The 14,213-nt window shown below is 65.4% G+C and carries 14 protein-coding genes; all 14 read left to right on the forward strand.

Translation table 11 applies throughout. The features are described 5' to 3' along the window. Positions 1–23: 23 nt before the first annotated feature. The 14 genes from ACP69V_RS06765 to ACP69V_RS06830 all read left to right on the forward strand — a co-directional run bounded on the left by ACP69V_RS06765 (position 24) and on the right by ACP69V_RS06830 (position 14,213). Positions 24–650 carry an NADH-quinone oxidoreductase subunit J gene (locus ACP69V_RS06765; RefSeq protein ID WP_135195886.1) on the forward strand — a complete coding sequence of 209 codons (627 nt, stop codon included), beginning with the start codon at positions 24–26 and terminating at the stop codon, positions 648–650. After that, on the forward strand, positions 650–958 hold the full coding sequence (nuoK, locus tag ACP69V_RS06770; RefSeq protein WP_135195887.1) for an NADH-quinone oxidoreductase subunit NuoK: 309 nt from the start codon (positions 650–652) through the stop codon (positions 956–958). Before ACP69V_RS06765 ends, nuoK begins: the two co-directional genes overlap by 1 nt. Before the next feature lie 2 nt (positions 959–960). Beyond that, on the forward strand, positions 961–3,078 hold the full coding sequence (gene nuoL, locus ACP69V_RS06775; RefSeq protein ID WP_426023191.1) for an NADH-quinone oxidoreductase subunit L: 2,118 nt from the start codon (positions 961–963) through the stop codon (positions 3,076–3,078). Between the two features lie 4 nt (positions 3,079–3,082). Continuing rightward, positions 3,083–4,567 (forward strand): NADH-quinone oxidoreductase subunit M, encoded by a 1,485-nt coding sequence (locus tag ACP69V_RS06780; protein WP_426023192.1) that lies wholly within the window; start codon positions 3,083–3,085, stop codon positions 4,565–4,567. A gap of 7 nt (positions 4,568–4,574) precedes the next feature. Beyond that, positions 4,575–6,017 carry an NADH-quinone oxidoreductase subunit NuoN gene (nuoN, locus tag ACP69V_RS06785; RefSeq protein WP_426023193.1) on the forward strand — a complete coding sequence of 481 codons (1,443 nt, stop codon included), beginning with the start codon at positions 4,575–4,577 and terminating at the stop codon, positions 6,015–6,017. A gap of 4 nt (positions 6,018–6,021) precedes the next feature. After that, complete coding sequence (locus ACP69V_RS06790) at positions 6,022–6,771, forward strand: biotin--[acetyl-CoA-carboxylase] ligase (protein WP_426023194.1); 750 nt, start codon at positions 6,022–6,024, stop codon at positions 6,769–6,771. Continuing rightward, positions 6,768–7,547 (forward strand): type III pantothenate kinase, encoded by a 780-nt coding sequence (locus tag ACP69V_RS06795; protein WP_426019566.1) that lies wholly within the window; start codon positions 6,768–6,770, stop codon positions 7,545–7,547. Before ACP69V_RS06790 ends, ACP69V_RS06795 begins: the two co-directional genes overlap by 4 nt. Then, positions 7,548–9,221 (forward strand): ribonuclease J, encoded by a 1,674-nt coding sequence (locus tag ACP69V_RS06800; protein ID WP_426023195.1) that lies wholly within the window; start codon positions 7,548–7,550, stop codon positions 9,219–9,221. A gap of 54 nt (positions 9,222–9,275) precedes the next feature. Continuing rightward, positions 9,276–10,184 (forward strand): hypothetical protein, encoded by a 909-nt coding sequence (locus tag ACP69V_RS06805; protein ID WP_426023196.1) that lies wholly within the window; start codon positions 9,276–9,278, stop codon positions 10,182–10,184. 40 nt (positions 10,185–10,224) lie between these two features. Then, positions 10,225–10,563, forward strand: a complete 339-nt coding sequence (locus tag ACP69V_RS06810; protein ID WP_426023197.1) for a DUF3088 family protein — start codon at positions 10,225–10,227, stop codon at positions 10,561–10,563. A gap of 9 nt (positions 10,564–10,572) precedes the next feature. Continuing rightward, complete coding sequence (locus ACP69V_RS06815; protein WP_426016683.1) at positions 10,573–10,839, forward strand: DUF1467 family protein; 267 nt, start codon at positions 10,573–10,575, stop codon at positions 10,837–10,839. A gap of 77 nt (positions 10,840–10,916) precedes the next feature. Beyond that, positions 10,917–12,233 (forward strand): proline--tRNA ligase, encoded by a 1,317-nt coding sequence (gene proS, locus ACP69V_RS06820; protein WP_426023198.1) that lies wholly within the window; start codon positions 10,917–10,919, stop codon positions 12,231–12,233. Beyond that, positions 12,230–13,516: a lipoprotein-releasing ABC transporter permease subunit gene (locus ACP69V_RS06825; RefSeq protein ID WP_426023199.1), complete on the forward strand. Its 1,287-nt coding sequence runs from the start codon at positions 12,230–12,232 to the stop codon at positions 13,514–13,516. The genes proS and ACP69V_RS06825 overlap by 4 nt, the downstream gene beginning before the upstream one ends. Next, on the forward strand, positions 13,509–14,213 hold the full coding sequence (locus ACP69V_RS06830) for an ABC transporter ATP-binding protein (RefSeq protein WP_426023200.1): 705 nt from the start codon (positions 13,509–13,511) through the stop codon (positions 14,211–14,213). The genes ACP69V_RS06825 and ACP69V_RS06830 overlap by 8 nt, the downstream gene beginning before the upstream one ends.

Raw genomic sequence — 14,213 nt, forward strand, 5'->3', positions numbered from 1 at the left:
TACGAAAGGGGCTTCGTCCCGACATGCTGCAAGGCATAGCCTTCTATCTGCTGGCGGCGGTCGCCACGGTTTCCGGCCTTCTGGTCGTGACCGCGCGCAACCCCGTGCACAGCGTGCTGTGGTTGATCCTGGCCTTCTTCTCCTCGGCCGGTCTGTTCGTCCTGCTGGGCGCCGAGTTCCTGGCGATGCTGCTGGTCGTCGTCTATGTCGGCGCGGTCGCGGTGCTGTTCCTGTTCGTCGTCATGATGCTGGACGTGGACTTCCTGAAGCTGCGCGAAGGTTACGCGCGCTACCTGCCGCTGGGGGCGATCATCGCCGCCGTGCTGCTGGTGGAAATGATCATCGTCTCGGTCGCCGTGGTGCAGGGCGGCGCGGCGGCGGGCCTGCCGGCGCCGGGCGCGCCGGACGCCAGCGTCACCAATGTCGAGGCCATCGGTCGCGTGCTCTACACGGACTACGTCTACTTCTTCCAGGCGGCCGGGATCGTGCTGCTGATCGCGATGATCGGCGCCATCACCCTGACGCTGCGCCACAAGCCGAATATCAAACGCCAGAACCCCGGCGATCAGGTGAACCGTGACCGTCGCAAGTCGGTCGAGATCAAGCCTGCCGCGACGGGCGAGGGCGTCAGCGCCGAGGAGCTTCTCTGATGGACATCGGTCTGACCCACTATCTGACGGTCGCCGCGATCCTGTTCACCATCGGGGTGTTCGGCATCTTCGTGAACCGCAAGAACGTCATCATCATCCTGATGTCGATCGAGCTGATCCTGCTGGCGGTGAACATCAACTTCGTCGCCTTCTCGACCTATCTGAACGACATCAGCGGGCAGATCATGGCGATGTTCGTCCTGACCGTCGCCGCGGCCGAGGCCGCCGTCGGCCTGGCCATTCTGGTGACCTTCTTCCGTAACCGCGGCGACATCGCCGTCGACGACGCCTCCGTGATGAAGGGTTGAGCGTGACTTTCCATACCCTCGTCATTCTCGGGATCTTCGCCCCGCTGCTGGGCGCGGCCATCGCCGGCTTCTTCGGACGCCGGATCGGCAATATCCCGTCGCAGGCCGTCACGACCGGCCTGCTGTTCTTCTCGTGCGCCGTCGCCTGGACGGTGTTCGGGCAATGGACCTGGGGCCATATGGAGCCCTTCACCATTCGCCTGGCGCCCTTCATCAATGTCGGCGACTTCCAGTCGGCCTGGTCGATCCGCATCGACGCCCTGTCGGCGACCATGCTGATCGTGGTGACCAGCGTCTCGTCGCTGGTCCACCTGTATTCCTGGGGCTATATGGCCGAGGACGACAGCCGGCCGCGCTTCTTCGCCTATCTGTCGCTGTTCACCTTCATGATGCTGGCGCTGGTGACGGCCGCCGACTTCATGCAGATCTTCTTCGGCTGGGAAGGCGTGGGCCTGGCGTCCTATCTGCTGATCGGCTTCTGGTTCAAGAAGCCGACGGCCAGCGCCGCCGCCATCAAGGCCTTCGTCGTCAACCGCGTCGGCGACTTCGGCTTCGTGCTGGGGATCATGACGATCTTCTGGATGTACGGCACGATCGAGTTCGCCGAACTGTTCCCGATGATCGCCACCAAGGCGAACACGACGTGGGAGTTCCTGGGCGTCCAGTGGTCCGCCCTGGATCTGGCCGGCTTCCTGCTGTTCATCGGCGCCATGGGCAAGTCGGCCCAGTTCTTCCTGCACACCTGGTTGCCGGACGCGATGGAAGGCCCGACGCCCGTGTCGGCCCTGATCCATGCCGCCACCATGGTGACCGCGGGCGTCTACATGGTCTGCCTGCTGTCGCCGATCTATGAGTATGCGCCGGGCGCGTCGCAGATCATCGCCATCATCGGCGCGATCACGGCCCTGTTCGCCGCGACCGTCGGCCTGACCCAGAACGACATCAAGCGGGTCATCGCCTATTCGACCTGTTCGCAGCTGGGCTACATGTTCTTCGCGGCGGGCGTCGGCGCCTATCAGGCCGCCATGTTCCACCTGTTCACGCACGCCTTCTTCAAGGCCCTGCTGTTCCTCGGCGCCGGCTCGGTGATCCACGGCATGCACCACGAGCAGGACATGCGGAAGATGGGCGGACTGTGGAAGCTGCTGCCCGTCACCTATGCGGTGATGACCATCGGCACCATCGCCATCACCGGCCTGGGCATCCCCGGCGTCGGCGGCTTCGCCGGCTTCTATTCCAAGGATTCGATCATCGAGAGCGCCTACGCCTCGGCGGCCTCGGGTCACTCCGCCATCGGTCTGTTCGCCTTCTTCGTCGGCATCATCGCCGCCGGTCTGACGGCCTACTATTCGTGGCGCCTGGTCTTCATGACCTTCCACAACAAACCGGTGTGGAAGGAAGAGGGCGCGCACCACGCCGACGATCACGCCACGGACGCGCAACTGGAGACGCACTCCGAGCCGCTGCCCGACGCGGACGATCACGGCCCTACCGTCGCGCACGGCGCGCATGACGATCACGCTCACGACGACCACGGCCATCATGGCCCGCTGAAGCCGCATGAGAGCCCGTGGGTGATGCTGGTTCCGCTGATCCTGCTGTCGGTCGGCGCTGTCGCTGCGGGATTTGTCTTCGCGCCGCACTTCATCGGCCATCACGAGCACGAGTTCTGGCGCGGCGCGATCTTCACCGGAGAGAACAACCACGTCCTGCACGAAAGCCACGACGTCCCGACCTGGGTGAAATGGTCGCCGCTGATCCTGACCCTGATCGGCACGGCCTTCGCCTACTGGATCTACGTCGCTCGCGAAGGCATGGGCCGTCGCATGGCCGAGCGGGGAGGGTTCGTGTACAACTTCCTGTACAACAAGTGGTATTTCGACGAGCTGTACGACTTCGTCTTCGTGCGCGGCTTCAAGGCCATCGGCGACGCCTTCTGGAAGATCGTCGACGTGAAGATCATCGACGGTCTTGGCCCGAACGGCGCCGCCTGGGTGTCGCTGAAATCCGCCGGGTGGCTGTCGAAGTTCCAGTCCGGATTCGTCTATTATTATGCCTTCGTGATGCTGCTGGGGGTCGCCGGTCTGCTCACCTTCGCCATCCTCGCGTGGGGAGCCTGATCTCGTGCCCTACATCCTGAGCCTCGTTACATTCCTGCCCCTGATCGGGGCCCTGGCGCTCTTCGTCGCCCGGCTGACCTTCAAGTCGGCCGACGCCGCCGCTCCGGCCGCGCGTTGGATCGCTCTGGTCACGACCCTGGTCGCCCTGGCGGTTTCGGTCGTGCTGGTCGCCGGCTTCGATCCGGCGAACACCGGCTATCAGTTCGTGGAGATGGTCCCCTGGTTCGCCGGCGCCAGCTATCACCTGGGCGTCGACGGGATTTCGGTCCTGTTCGTTCTGCTGACGGCCTTCCTGATGCCGATCTGCATCCTGGCCAGCTGGAAGTCGATCGAGACGCGCGTCGTCGAATATATGATCGCCTTCCTGGTGCTGGAGACGCTGGTCATCGGCGTGTTCACGTCGCTGGACCTGTTCCTCTTCTACATTTTCTTCGAAGGCACGCTGGTGCCGATGTTCCTGATCATCGGCATCTGGGGCGGCGCCAACCGGATCTATGCGGCCTACAAGTTCTTCCTCTACACCCTGCTGGGGTCCGTCCTGATGCTGCTGGCGATGCTGTGGATGGCGCATGAGGCCGGCACCACCAGCATCCCCGAACTGAAGCAGTACGCCTTCGACCCGGCGGTTCAGCCGCTTCTCTGGCTGGCCTTCTTCGCCTCGTTCGCGGTCAAGATGCCGATGTGGCCGGTCCATACCTGGTTGCCCGACGCCCACGTCCAGGCGCCGACGGCGGGCTCGGTCATCCTGGCCGGCATCCTGCTGAAGCTGGGCGGTTACGGCTTCATCCTGTTCAACGTGCCGATGTTCCCGGTCGCGTCCGAGATGTTCCGTCCGCTGGTCTTCACCCTGTCGGTGATCGCCATCGTCTATACGTCGCTGGTCGCCTGGCGTCAGACGGACATCAAGAAGCTGATCGCCTATTCGTCCGTGGCCCACATGGGCTTCGTCACCCTGGGCATCTTCTCGGGCAATGACGTCGGCATGCAGGGCGCCATCTTCCAGATGATCAGCCACGGTCTGATCTCGGGCGCGCTGTTCCTGTGCGTCGGCGTGGTCTACGACCGGATGCACACTCGCGAGATCGCCTTCTACGGCGGCCTGACGTCGCGCATGCCCTGGTATGCGGCCATCTTCCTGATGTTCACCATGGCCAACGTCGGCCTGCCGGGCACGTCGGGCTTCGTCGGCGAAGTGCTGACCATGACGGGCGCCTATCAGGCCTCGACCTGGGCGGCTCTGGTGGCGGCCTCGGGTGTGATCTTCTCGGCGGTCTATGCGCTGACGCTTTACCGCGCGGTCATGTTCGGCGAGATCACCAATCCGAAGCTTGAGACCATCACCGACATCGACAAGCGCGAACTGCTGCTGTTCGTGCCCTTGATCATCGGCACCATCTGGCTGGGGGTCTATCCGGCCGCCGTCCTCGATTACACCGGGCCTGCCGTCGAGGCCCTGACCAGCGCCTATCGCGCCGCGATCGGCGGGTGAGACCATAATGCCTGATTTGTCCTCCGCCCTGCATCTCGCCGCCTCGGAAGTCACCCTTGCGGTCGGCGCCCTGGTCCTGCTGATGGTCGGCGCCTTCATCGGCGACAAGAGCGCCCGTCTGGTCTCGATCCTGTCGGTCCTGTTGCTGATCGCCGCATCGGTCATCGCCATCGTCGGCCCGTGGGGCGTGGCCTTCAACGGCGCCTATGTCGCCGATCCGCTGGCCATCTACGCCAAGAGCCTGATCTATCTGTCGGCCGCCGTGGCGGTCGTTCTCGGCGACGGCTGGATGAAGCGCACGCGCATCGCCAAGTTCGAATATCCGGTCCTGATCGTGCTGGCCTCGGTCGGCATGGGGATGATGGCGTCTTCGGGCGACCTGATCTCCATGTATGTGGGCATCGAGCTGCATTCGCTGGCCCTCTATGTGCTGGCTGCCTTCCACCGCAACGACGTCAAGGCATCGGAAGCGGGCCTGAAGTATTTCGTCCTGGGCGCCCTGTCGTCGGGCCTGCTGCTTTATGGCTCCAGCCTGATCTATGGCTTCGCCGGTTCGATGCGCTTCGAGGACATCGCCGCCTTCGCCCAGGACAACCCCGGTCCCGGCCTGGTCTTCGGCCTGGTATTCCTGATCTGCGGTCTGGCGTTCAAGGTTTCGGCCGCGCCGTTCCACATGTGGACGCCCGACGTCTATGAGGGCGCCCCGACGCCGGTCGTAGCCCTGTTCGCGACGGCCCCCAAGGTCGCCGCCATGGTCCTGATCGCCCGCGCGCTGGAGCACGGCTTCGGCGACGCCCACGCCCAATGGTCTCAGGTTCTGATCGCCATCTCGCTGATCAGCTTCGTCGTCGGCGCCTTCGGCGGCCTAGCGCAGAAAGACATCCAGCGTCTGCTGGCCTATTCGTCGATCGCCAACATCGGCTATGCGCTTCTGGGCATCGCAGCGGGCACGGCCGAGGGCCTGCAGGCCATGCTGATGTTCATGACCCTGTACGTCATCGACCAGTTGGGCTTCTTCGCCATCCTGCTCAGCCTGTCCAAGTCGGGCCGTCCGATCCGTCGCATCGCCGACCTCGCCGGTTTGAAGAAGGATCGTCCCCTGACGGCCGTGGCGCTGACCATCCTGTCGCTGTCGGTTTTGGGCATGCCGCCGTTCTCGGGCTTCTGGGGCAAGTACTATGTGTTCGGCGCCGCTGCGGACGCCGGCCTGTGGCCTGTCGCCGCCGCCGGTCTGGTCGCCTCTGTCGTCGCCGCCTTCTACTATCTGCGCATCCTCAAGCTGATGTGGTTCGATGCGCCCGTGGACGACATCGCGACGGATGCCGCCCCGGTCGAAGCCAAATGGATCGGGTGGGCCTGCGCCGCCTTCGCCTTCCCGCTGGTGATTGTCGGCCTGACCTGGCTGGAGCCGCTGACCAAGGTTGCGAGCGCCGGCTTCGGGAACGGGTAGGGCGTTGACGCCCGTCCCCCTGGTCATTCTCGACGAAGTCGATTCGACGCTGTCGGAAGCCCGACGGCTGGCTGAGGCCGGCGAAGTCGGCCCCAAGTGGATCATCGCCCGTCGTCAGACGGCGGGTCGGGGGCGTCGTGGACGAGGCTGGATCGACAAGCCGGGCAATCTGGCGGCAACCCTTCTCATCAGGGTTCATGCGACGCCGCGCGAGGCCGCTCAGGCGACCTTCATCGCCGCCCTGGCCGTCGCCGATCTGCTGGACGTCTTCGTCTCTCCGGCCCTGGTCTCGATCAAATGGCCGAATGACGTGTTGCTGGACAATCGCAAGGCGTGCGGCATTCTTGTCGAAAGCGGCGCGCATGCGTCAGGCGGGCTTTGGCTGGCCATCGGCATCGGCGTGAATCTGACCCATGCCCCTGAAGGCACGGAAAAAGCATCTGCGGCGATCGCAGAAAAACTGCGAGACGACCTCGCCTTCGCGCCGCCCATCGAGGCCGCCGCCGAGATTCTGGCTGAGACCTTCGCCGTCTGGTGGGGCCGTTGGCAGACGATGGGCTTCGAGCCGGTGCTGGACGCCTGGACCAGCCGCCTGACCGGGCTGAACGGCCCGTGCGTCGCTCGACTGGACAATGAAACCCTGGAAGGTTTGGCCGAGGGCGTTGAGCCGGACGGTGCGCTGCGCCTGCGTTTGGACGATGGTTCGGTGCGTTTGATCTCGGCTGGCGACGTCTTCTTCGGGAAGGCCGCCTGATGCTGCTGGCGATCGAGCAGGGCAATACCAATACGCTGTTCGCGGTTCACGACGGCTCGGATTGGATCGCGCAGTGGCGCGCCGCCACCGAGGCCAGCCGCACGGCCGACGAATACGCCGTCTGGCTGAACCAGTTGATGGTCATGAAGGGGCTGGAGTTCGACGCCCTGAGTGGCTGCATCATCTCCAGCGTCGTGCCGCAATCGATCTTCAACCTGCGCAATCTGGCGCGGCGCTATCTGAACATCGAACCCCTGGTGATCGGCGAGAATGCCGAACTGGGCATCGAGGTGCGGATCGCCAAGCCCAGCGAGGCCGGCGCCGACCGGCTGGTCAATGCGGTCGGGGCGTCGCTGATGTATCCCGGCGACCTGCTGCTGATCGACAGCGGCACGGCGACGACCTTCGACATCGTGTCCGCTGACGGCGCGTTCGAAGGCGGTCTGATCGCGCCCGGCATCAATCTGTCGCTTCAGGCGCTTCACGAGGCGGCGGCCAAACTGCCCCGCATCGCCATCCAGAAACCCGAACACGTCATCGGCAAGGGCACGGTCGAGGCCATGCAGTCCGGCGTCTTCTGGGGCTATATTTCGTTGATCGAAGGCCTGGTCCAGCGCATCAAGGCGGAGTGGGCGCGGCCCATGACCGTAATCGGCACCGGCGGCGTCGCCAGCCTGTTCGAAGGCGCGACCGACAGCATCGATCACTTCGATCCCGATTTAACTATTCGCGGCCTCCTCGAAATCTGGCGTCGTAACGCCCATTTGACTGATTGAATGAAAAAGCAAAACCAAGACGAACTCGTTTTCCTGCCTCTGGGCGGCTCCGACGAAGTCGGTATGAACCTCAACGCCTATGGCTTCGGCCCGGCGGACAATCGTGAATGGTTGATCGTCGATGTCGGCGTCACCTTCGGCGACCTGTCCACGCCCGGCGTGGACGTGATCGTGCCCGATCCCGCCTTCCTGGAAGGCGAGAACATCAAGGGCATCATGCTGACCCACGCGCACGAGGATCACATCGGCGCTCTCGGCTGGCTGTGGCCGCGCATCAAGGCGCCGGTCTACGCCACCCCCTTCACCGCCTATCTGATCAAGGACAAGCTGCGCGAGCGCGGTATCTTTGACGAGGTCCAGGTGATCGAGGTGCCGCTGGGCGGAACCGTCGATGTGGGCTCGTTCGGCGTGACCTTCGTTAACATGAGCCACTCCATCGCCGAGCCGAGCGGCCTGGCCATCGACACCCCATTGGGCATGGTGTTCCACACCGGCGACTGGAAGATCGACGACCAGCCGATCATCGGTGAGAAAACCGACGCCCCCGCCATCCGCGCCATGGGCGATGAAGGCGTGCTGGCCATGGTCTGCGACTCGACCAACGTTTTTGTGCCCGGCGTCGCCGGGTCCGAAGGCGATGTGGCCGTCGCCATCTCCAAACTGATCGGCAGCCTCAAGGGCCGGGTCGCTGTGGGCTGTTTCGCCTCCAACGTCGCCCGGATGGACAGCGTGATCCGCGCGGCCGAGGCCTGCGGACGCCGCGTGTGCCTGGCCGGTCGCTCGATGCACAAGATCACGGCGGCCGCCAAACACGTCGGCATGCTGCAGGACGTGAAACCCTTCCTGTCGGACGAAGAGGCCCGCGTCTGGCCGGCTGACCAGATCCTGTATCTGTGCACCGGCAGCCAGGGCGAGGCCCGTGCGGCATTGTCCCGCGTCGCCGACGGCACCCACCCGGTCGTCAAACTGGGTCTGGGCGATCACTGCATCTTCTCGTCGCGCCAGATCCCCGGCAACGAACTGGCCATCGGCAATCTGCAGGACCGTCTCGCGGACCGGGGCGTGCGCCTCTACACCGAGAAGGATCACCCCGGCATCCACGTCTCGGGCCACCCGTGCCGTGACGAACTGAAGCAGATGTACGACTGGGTCCGGCCGCAGATCGCCGTCCCGACCCACGGCGTGCGCCGCTTCTTGCTTGAACACGCCAACCTGGCCAAGGACATCGGCATCAAGGAGACCGTCACGCCGCGCAACGGCGACATGGTCCGCCTGGCGCCTGGCCCGGCCAAGATCATCGACGAGGTGCCGAGCGGCCGCCTGTACGTCGACGGCGGCATGCTGGTGACCGAACAGGGCGAGGCCCTGAAGGAGCGTCGCCACGCCTCGACCAACGGCGTGCTGATCGTCAGCTTCGCCTTGGACAAGCGCGGTCGCATCGCCAGCGACATCGACATCCGTAGCGTCGGCCTGCCCGGCGACACCGGCACGCCCCTGGGCGACGCACTGGACAAGCTGGCCGAGCGGGTCGAGCAGGTGATCAAGGGTCTGAAGGGCGACGCCCTGGACGACGAAATGGTCATCGAACAGGCTGTGGCTCGCGTACTGAAGAAGGCCAGCCAGCAGATCTGGGATCGCCGTCCCATCGTCGAGACCGTCGTCCTGCGGGTCTGATGCAACCTTGACCGTTCAGGCGCATTTCCTGCGCCTGAACGGTCGGGGGAACCCATGTCTGACAAACCCACCCGCGCGCGCCGCCTGCTGGAACGGGTGCGTCATGCCCGGCATCCGCTGCATGGCTGGCGGCGCTGGGCGGTGATCGCGGGGCAGGGGGTGGTCGGCTTCGTCGCCCTGTTCGCCGCCGTCAATCTGGTGCTCAGCCTGTCGACGTTTCGCGGCGAGGATCCGCTGTCCCGCACGGTGCACGAACTGCGCGTGCTGTGGTTCAGCTCGCCGGACGGGGCGCCCATGTCGCCCACGGCCTTTCCTACCGTCTATGGCCGCGACCTTGGACCGGCGCCCGACACCGTCGCCATCCACGCCTTCCTGGAGCGCGAGGCCGAGGACGGCGTCTTCCTGCTCGACCATGTGATGGTGGATCGGATCCTGAAGCTGAACGGCCGGATCGATGCGCGCAGCGTGCCGTCAGGCGTCTATGTCGGCGCCCACGCTCTGGGGCCGGACGATATGCCGCTGGTGCCGGTGACCAAGTTCCTGGCGCAATATCTGCTGTTTCCGCGCCACGCCTATATTCTGGTGGTGCCAGAGAGCGGGCCGGCCATCGCCTTTTCCGCCAGCCAGAACGCCAAGTTCGGTATCGACACCCACCCCGACCGCCTGTCCGCCGAGATCGCGCCGTTCGACCCGAACGCCTATGACTTCCCCAGTTCGGGCGAGGCGCTGCACGAGATGACCCGCATCACCAACGACCCCGCCCGCGTCGCCACGGCCGTCGAGATGCTGAAGGGCGCGCAGGCGCGACTGGCGGCCGAGGGGCTGACCTATGGTCTCTTGGCGCCGAACTCCAACACCGCTGTCGGCTGTGTGCTGCAGGGGTCGGGGGCGATCACCCAGCAGGCCAGATCGTCCATCCTGTTGGCCCTTCGCGCGCCGGGGTTCGGGGCGGAATGCGAATAGCGGTCGCGACAACCGGCTCAACTCGGATATATCCACGCGAATGGCCGAGCGACTCTTCCTGTTGAACCCCGACTGGCACGACGATCAGGGCGGACCGTGGTTTTGCCCGCCCGGCGCCTATATCGAGGGCGTGCTGGCCTTCTATCCTCGACTCCGCGACGCGCTGGAGGTCGTCTATCTCGACCACCCCCGTCCGCGTCAGCCGGTCATCGCCCAGGTCGGCGAGACGCATCAAAGCTGCCCCATCCTGATCCTGGACGACACGCTCGACTGGCCAGACGCACAGGTCAGCGAAACGACCGGGCGTCGCTTCCTTCAGGATCACGCCATCGCCCCCTATCTGGCCGCCCGCTACGGCGTCGGCCGGCCCCATCCCTAGAGGTCCGTCATGCCCATCGGCGTCTTCACCATGGTCGGCATCTACATCATCGCCTGGTGGACGGTGCTGTTCGCCGTGCTGCCTTTGGGCACGTCGCGCGAGACGCACGAGCCGCCGACCGACGGCACGCAATGGGGCGCGCCCACGACCCCGAACCTGAAGAAGAAGTTCCTGACCACCACCTGGGTCTCGGCCCTGGTGTGGGTGTTCGTCATGGTGCTGATCTTCACCGGCTGGCTGCCCTTGCCGAACTTCGCCAACGGCCCGGCCGTCTAAACCGCAACCCGGCCTAGCTTTCGCCCCGGTCCAGCGGCTAAAGCCTTGTTCCGTCTCTACGCCTAGGATTCCCCATCATGCGCCTGTCGCGCTTTTTCCTGCCCACGCTGAAGGAAGCCCCTTCGGACGCCCAGATCGTCTCGCACCAGCTGATGCTGCGCGCCGGCATGATCAAGCAGGAGGCCGCCGGCATCTACGCCTGGCTGCCGCTGGGCCTGCGGGTGCTGCGCAAGATCGAGCAGATCGTGCGCGAGGAGCAGCAGCGGGCCGGGGCGGTCGAACTGCTGATGCCGACGCTGCAACTGGCCGATCTGTGGCGCGAGAGTGGTCGCTACGACGCCTACGGCCCCGAGATGCTGCGCATCACCGACCGGCATGAGCGCGAGCTTCTGTACGGCCCGACCAACGAGGAGATGATCACCGACATCTTCCGCGCCTATGTGAAGTCCTACAAGTCGCTGCCGCTGAACCTGTTTCATATCCAGTGGAAGTTCCGCGACGAGCGCCGGCCCCGCTTCGGCGTCATGCGCGGTCGCGAGTTCCTGATGAAGGACGCCTATTCCTTCGACGTGGACGAGGCCTCGGCCCGCAAGGCCTACAACCGCATGTTCGTGGCCTATCTGAACACCTTCGCCCGCATGGGTCTGAAGGCCGTGCCGATGCGCGCCGACACCGGCCCCATCGGCGGCGACCTGAGCCACGAGTTCATCGTCCTGGCCGAGACGGGCGAGAGCGCGGTCTTCTGCGACAAGGCCCTGGTCGAAATGCCGGCGCCCGGCGCGGATGTGGACTGGGATGATCTCCAATCCATCGTCGATGAGCGCACCGCGCTTTACGCCGCGACCGAGGAAATGCACGACGAAGCCCAGTTCGAGACCCAGACCGCCGAAGGCGACCGCCTATCGGCGCGCGGCATCGAGGTCGGCCATATCTTCTATTTCGGCACGAAATATTCCGCCCCGATGAAGGCCAAGGTCGCCGGACCGGACGGTCAGGACGCCGAGGTCCACATGGGCAGCTACGGCGTCGGCGTCTCGCGCCTGCTGGGCGCCATCATCGAGGCCAGCCATGACGAGGGCGGCATCATCTGGCCGGACGCCGTGGCCCCGTTCGACGTGGTCGTGATCAATCTGCGCGCCAATGACGCCGCCGTCTCGGCCGCCTGCGAGGACGCGGTCGCCCAGTTGGAAAAGCTCGGCAAGGACGTGCTGTACGACGACACCGACGAACGTCCGGGCGGCAAGTTCGCCACCGCCGACCTGATCGGCGTGCCGTGGCAGCTGACCATCGGTCCCAAGGGCCTGGCCGACGGCGTGGTCGAGCTGAAGCGCCGCGCCACCGGTGAGAAGGTCTCCGTGCCGCTCGCCGAAGCCATCGAAAGGCTGACCGCTTGAGCCTGCCGTCCCGTCCTTCCGGCGCCTTCTCCTCGTGGGAGATCGGCCTGGCCCTCCGTTATCTCCGCGCCAAGCGCAAGGAGGGCGGCGTCGCCACCATCGCCGTGATCAGCTTCATCGGCATCATGCTGGCCGTCGCCGTCCTGATCAGCGTCATGAGCATCATGTCCGGCTTCCGCAGCGAGCTGCTGGGCCGGATGCTGGCCTTCAACGGGCATATGTATGTACAGGGCGCGGTCCTGACCTCGCCGGATCGCGAAGCCGCGCTCAAGCGGATCCAGGCCGTGCCGGGCGTCGCCAGCGCCAGCCCGCTGAACGAGGCGCAGAGCCTGATCCGCGTCGGCGGCTATACGACCGGCGCCATCGCCAAGGGCATCCGTCCCGAAGACCTGGCCAAGACCCAGTATGTGTTCGACAGCCTGACGCCGCAGGAGCGCGCCGGCTTCGGCAAGGGCCCATACGGCGGCGACCGCATCCTGGTCGGCGCTGCCCTGGCGACCTCGATGGGACTGCGCGTCGGTGATCCGGTCACCCTGTATTCGCCCACCGGCGCCGACAGCGCCTTTGGCAATCTGGGCGGGCTGGAGAAGACCTATTTCGTCGGCGGCTTGTTCCGCTCGGGCGCCGCCGACTACGACCGCGCCTTCATCTTCATGCCGCTGGAGCAACAGCAGCTTTTCTTCGGCAAGGAAGGCGTCTGGGACGCCATCGAGATCAAGGTCGATGACCCCGATCAGGTCGGCGCCCTGACCGCCGCCATCCGAGATGCGGCCGGCCCCGGCGCGGTCGTCAGCGACTGGCGCGAACGCCTCGCCGCCTTCTATGGCGCGCTGAAGGTCGAGCGGGTGGCCATGAGCATCATCCTGGGTCTGGTCGTCGCCATCGCCGCCATGAACATCATCTCCGGCATCGTCATGCTTGTGAAGAACAAGGGCCGCGACATAGCCATCCTGCGCACGATCGGGGCCAGTCCGTCGTCCATCCTGCGCGTCTTCTTCATGGCCGGCGCCATGATCGGCGTGGCGGGCACCATCGCGGGGTTGGTGTTGGGGCTGCTGTTCTGCTGGAACATCGGCTCGATCCAGCACTTCCTGGAGTTCGTGCTGCAGACCAAACTGTTCGATTCCGACGTCTATATGCTGGACGCCATTCCGGCCCTGGTCGATCCGGCCGACGTGGCCTGGGTGACCTTCTGGTCGCTGTTGATGAGCTGTATCGCCAGCCTGCCGCCGTCCTGGACCGCATCTCGCATCGATCCCGTGGAGGCGCTCCGCTATGAGTAAGGCTCCTATCCTGTCGGTGCGCGGCCTGACCCGCACCTATGACACCGCCCAGGGTGGCCTGACCGTGCTGAAAGGCGTCGATCTGGACGTGTTTCCGGGCGAACTGGTCGGGCTGATCGGCCCTTCGGGCTCGGGCAAATCGTCCCTGCTGCACGCCGCAGGCCTGTTGGAGAAACCGACCAGCGGCACGGTCGCCATCGACGGCGAACAGGTGGGAAATCTGGACGAGCGCGCCCGCACGCGCCTGCGTCTGGGCCGGATCGGCTTCGTCTATCAGTTCCACCATCTGCTGCCCGAGTTCGATGCGCGCGACAACGTCGCCCTGCCGATGCGGATCGCGGGGCTGCCACAGGACGAATCCCGAAAACGCGCCGAGGTCACCCTGACGGCCCTGGGCCTGGGCGAACGCCTGACGCACCAGCCGGCTCAGTTGTCAGGCGGGGAACAGCAACGGGTCGCCATAGGCCGGGCCCTGGCCAATGGCCCGCGTCTGCTGCTGGCCGATGAACCGACCGGCAATCTGGATCCGACCACCAGCCAGTCTGTGTTCGAAGCCCTGCGCGACCTGGCCAAGAACACAGGCGTCGCCGCCCTGATCGCCACCCACAATATGGAGCTGGCCGGCCATATGGACCGCGTCTTCGCCCTGAAGGACGGTCATCTGGAAGAGCGCGCAGCCCAGAGCCAGGCGTACTGA

This window comes from Brevundimonas sp. PWP3-1b1, assembly GCF_049896065.1.
GTDB lineage: Bacteria > Pseudomonadota > Alphaproteobacteria > Caulobacterales > Caulobacteraceae > Brevundimonas > Brevundimonas intermedia_B.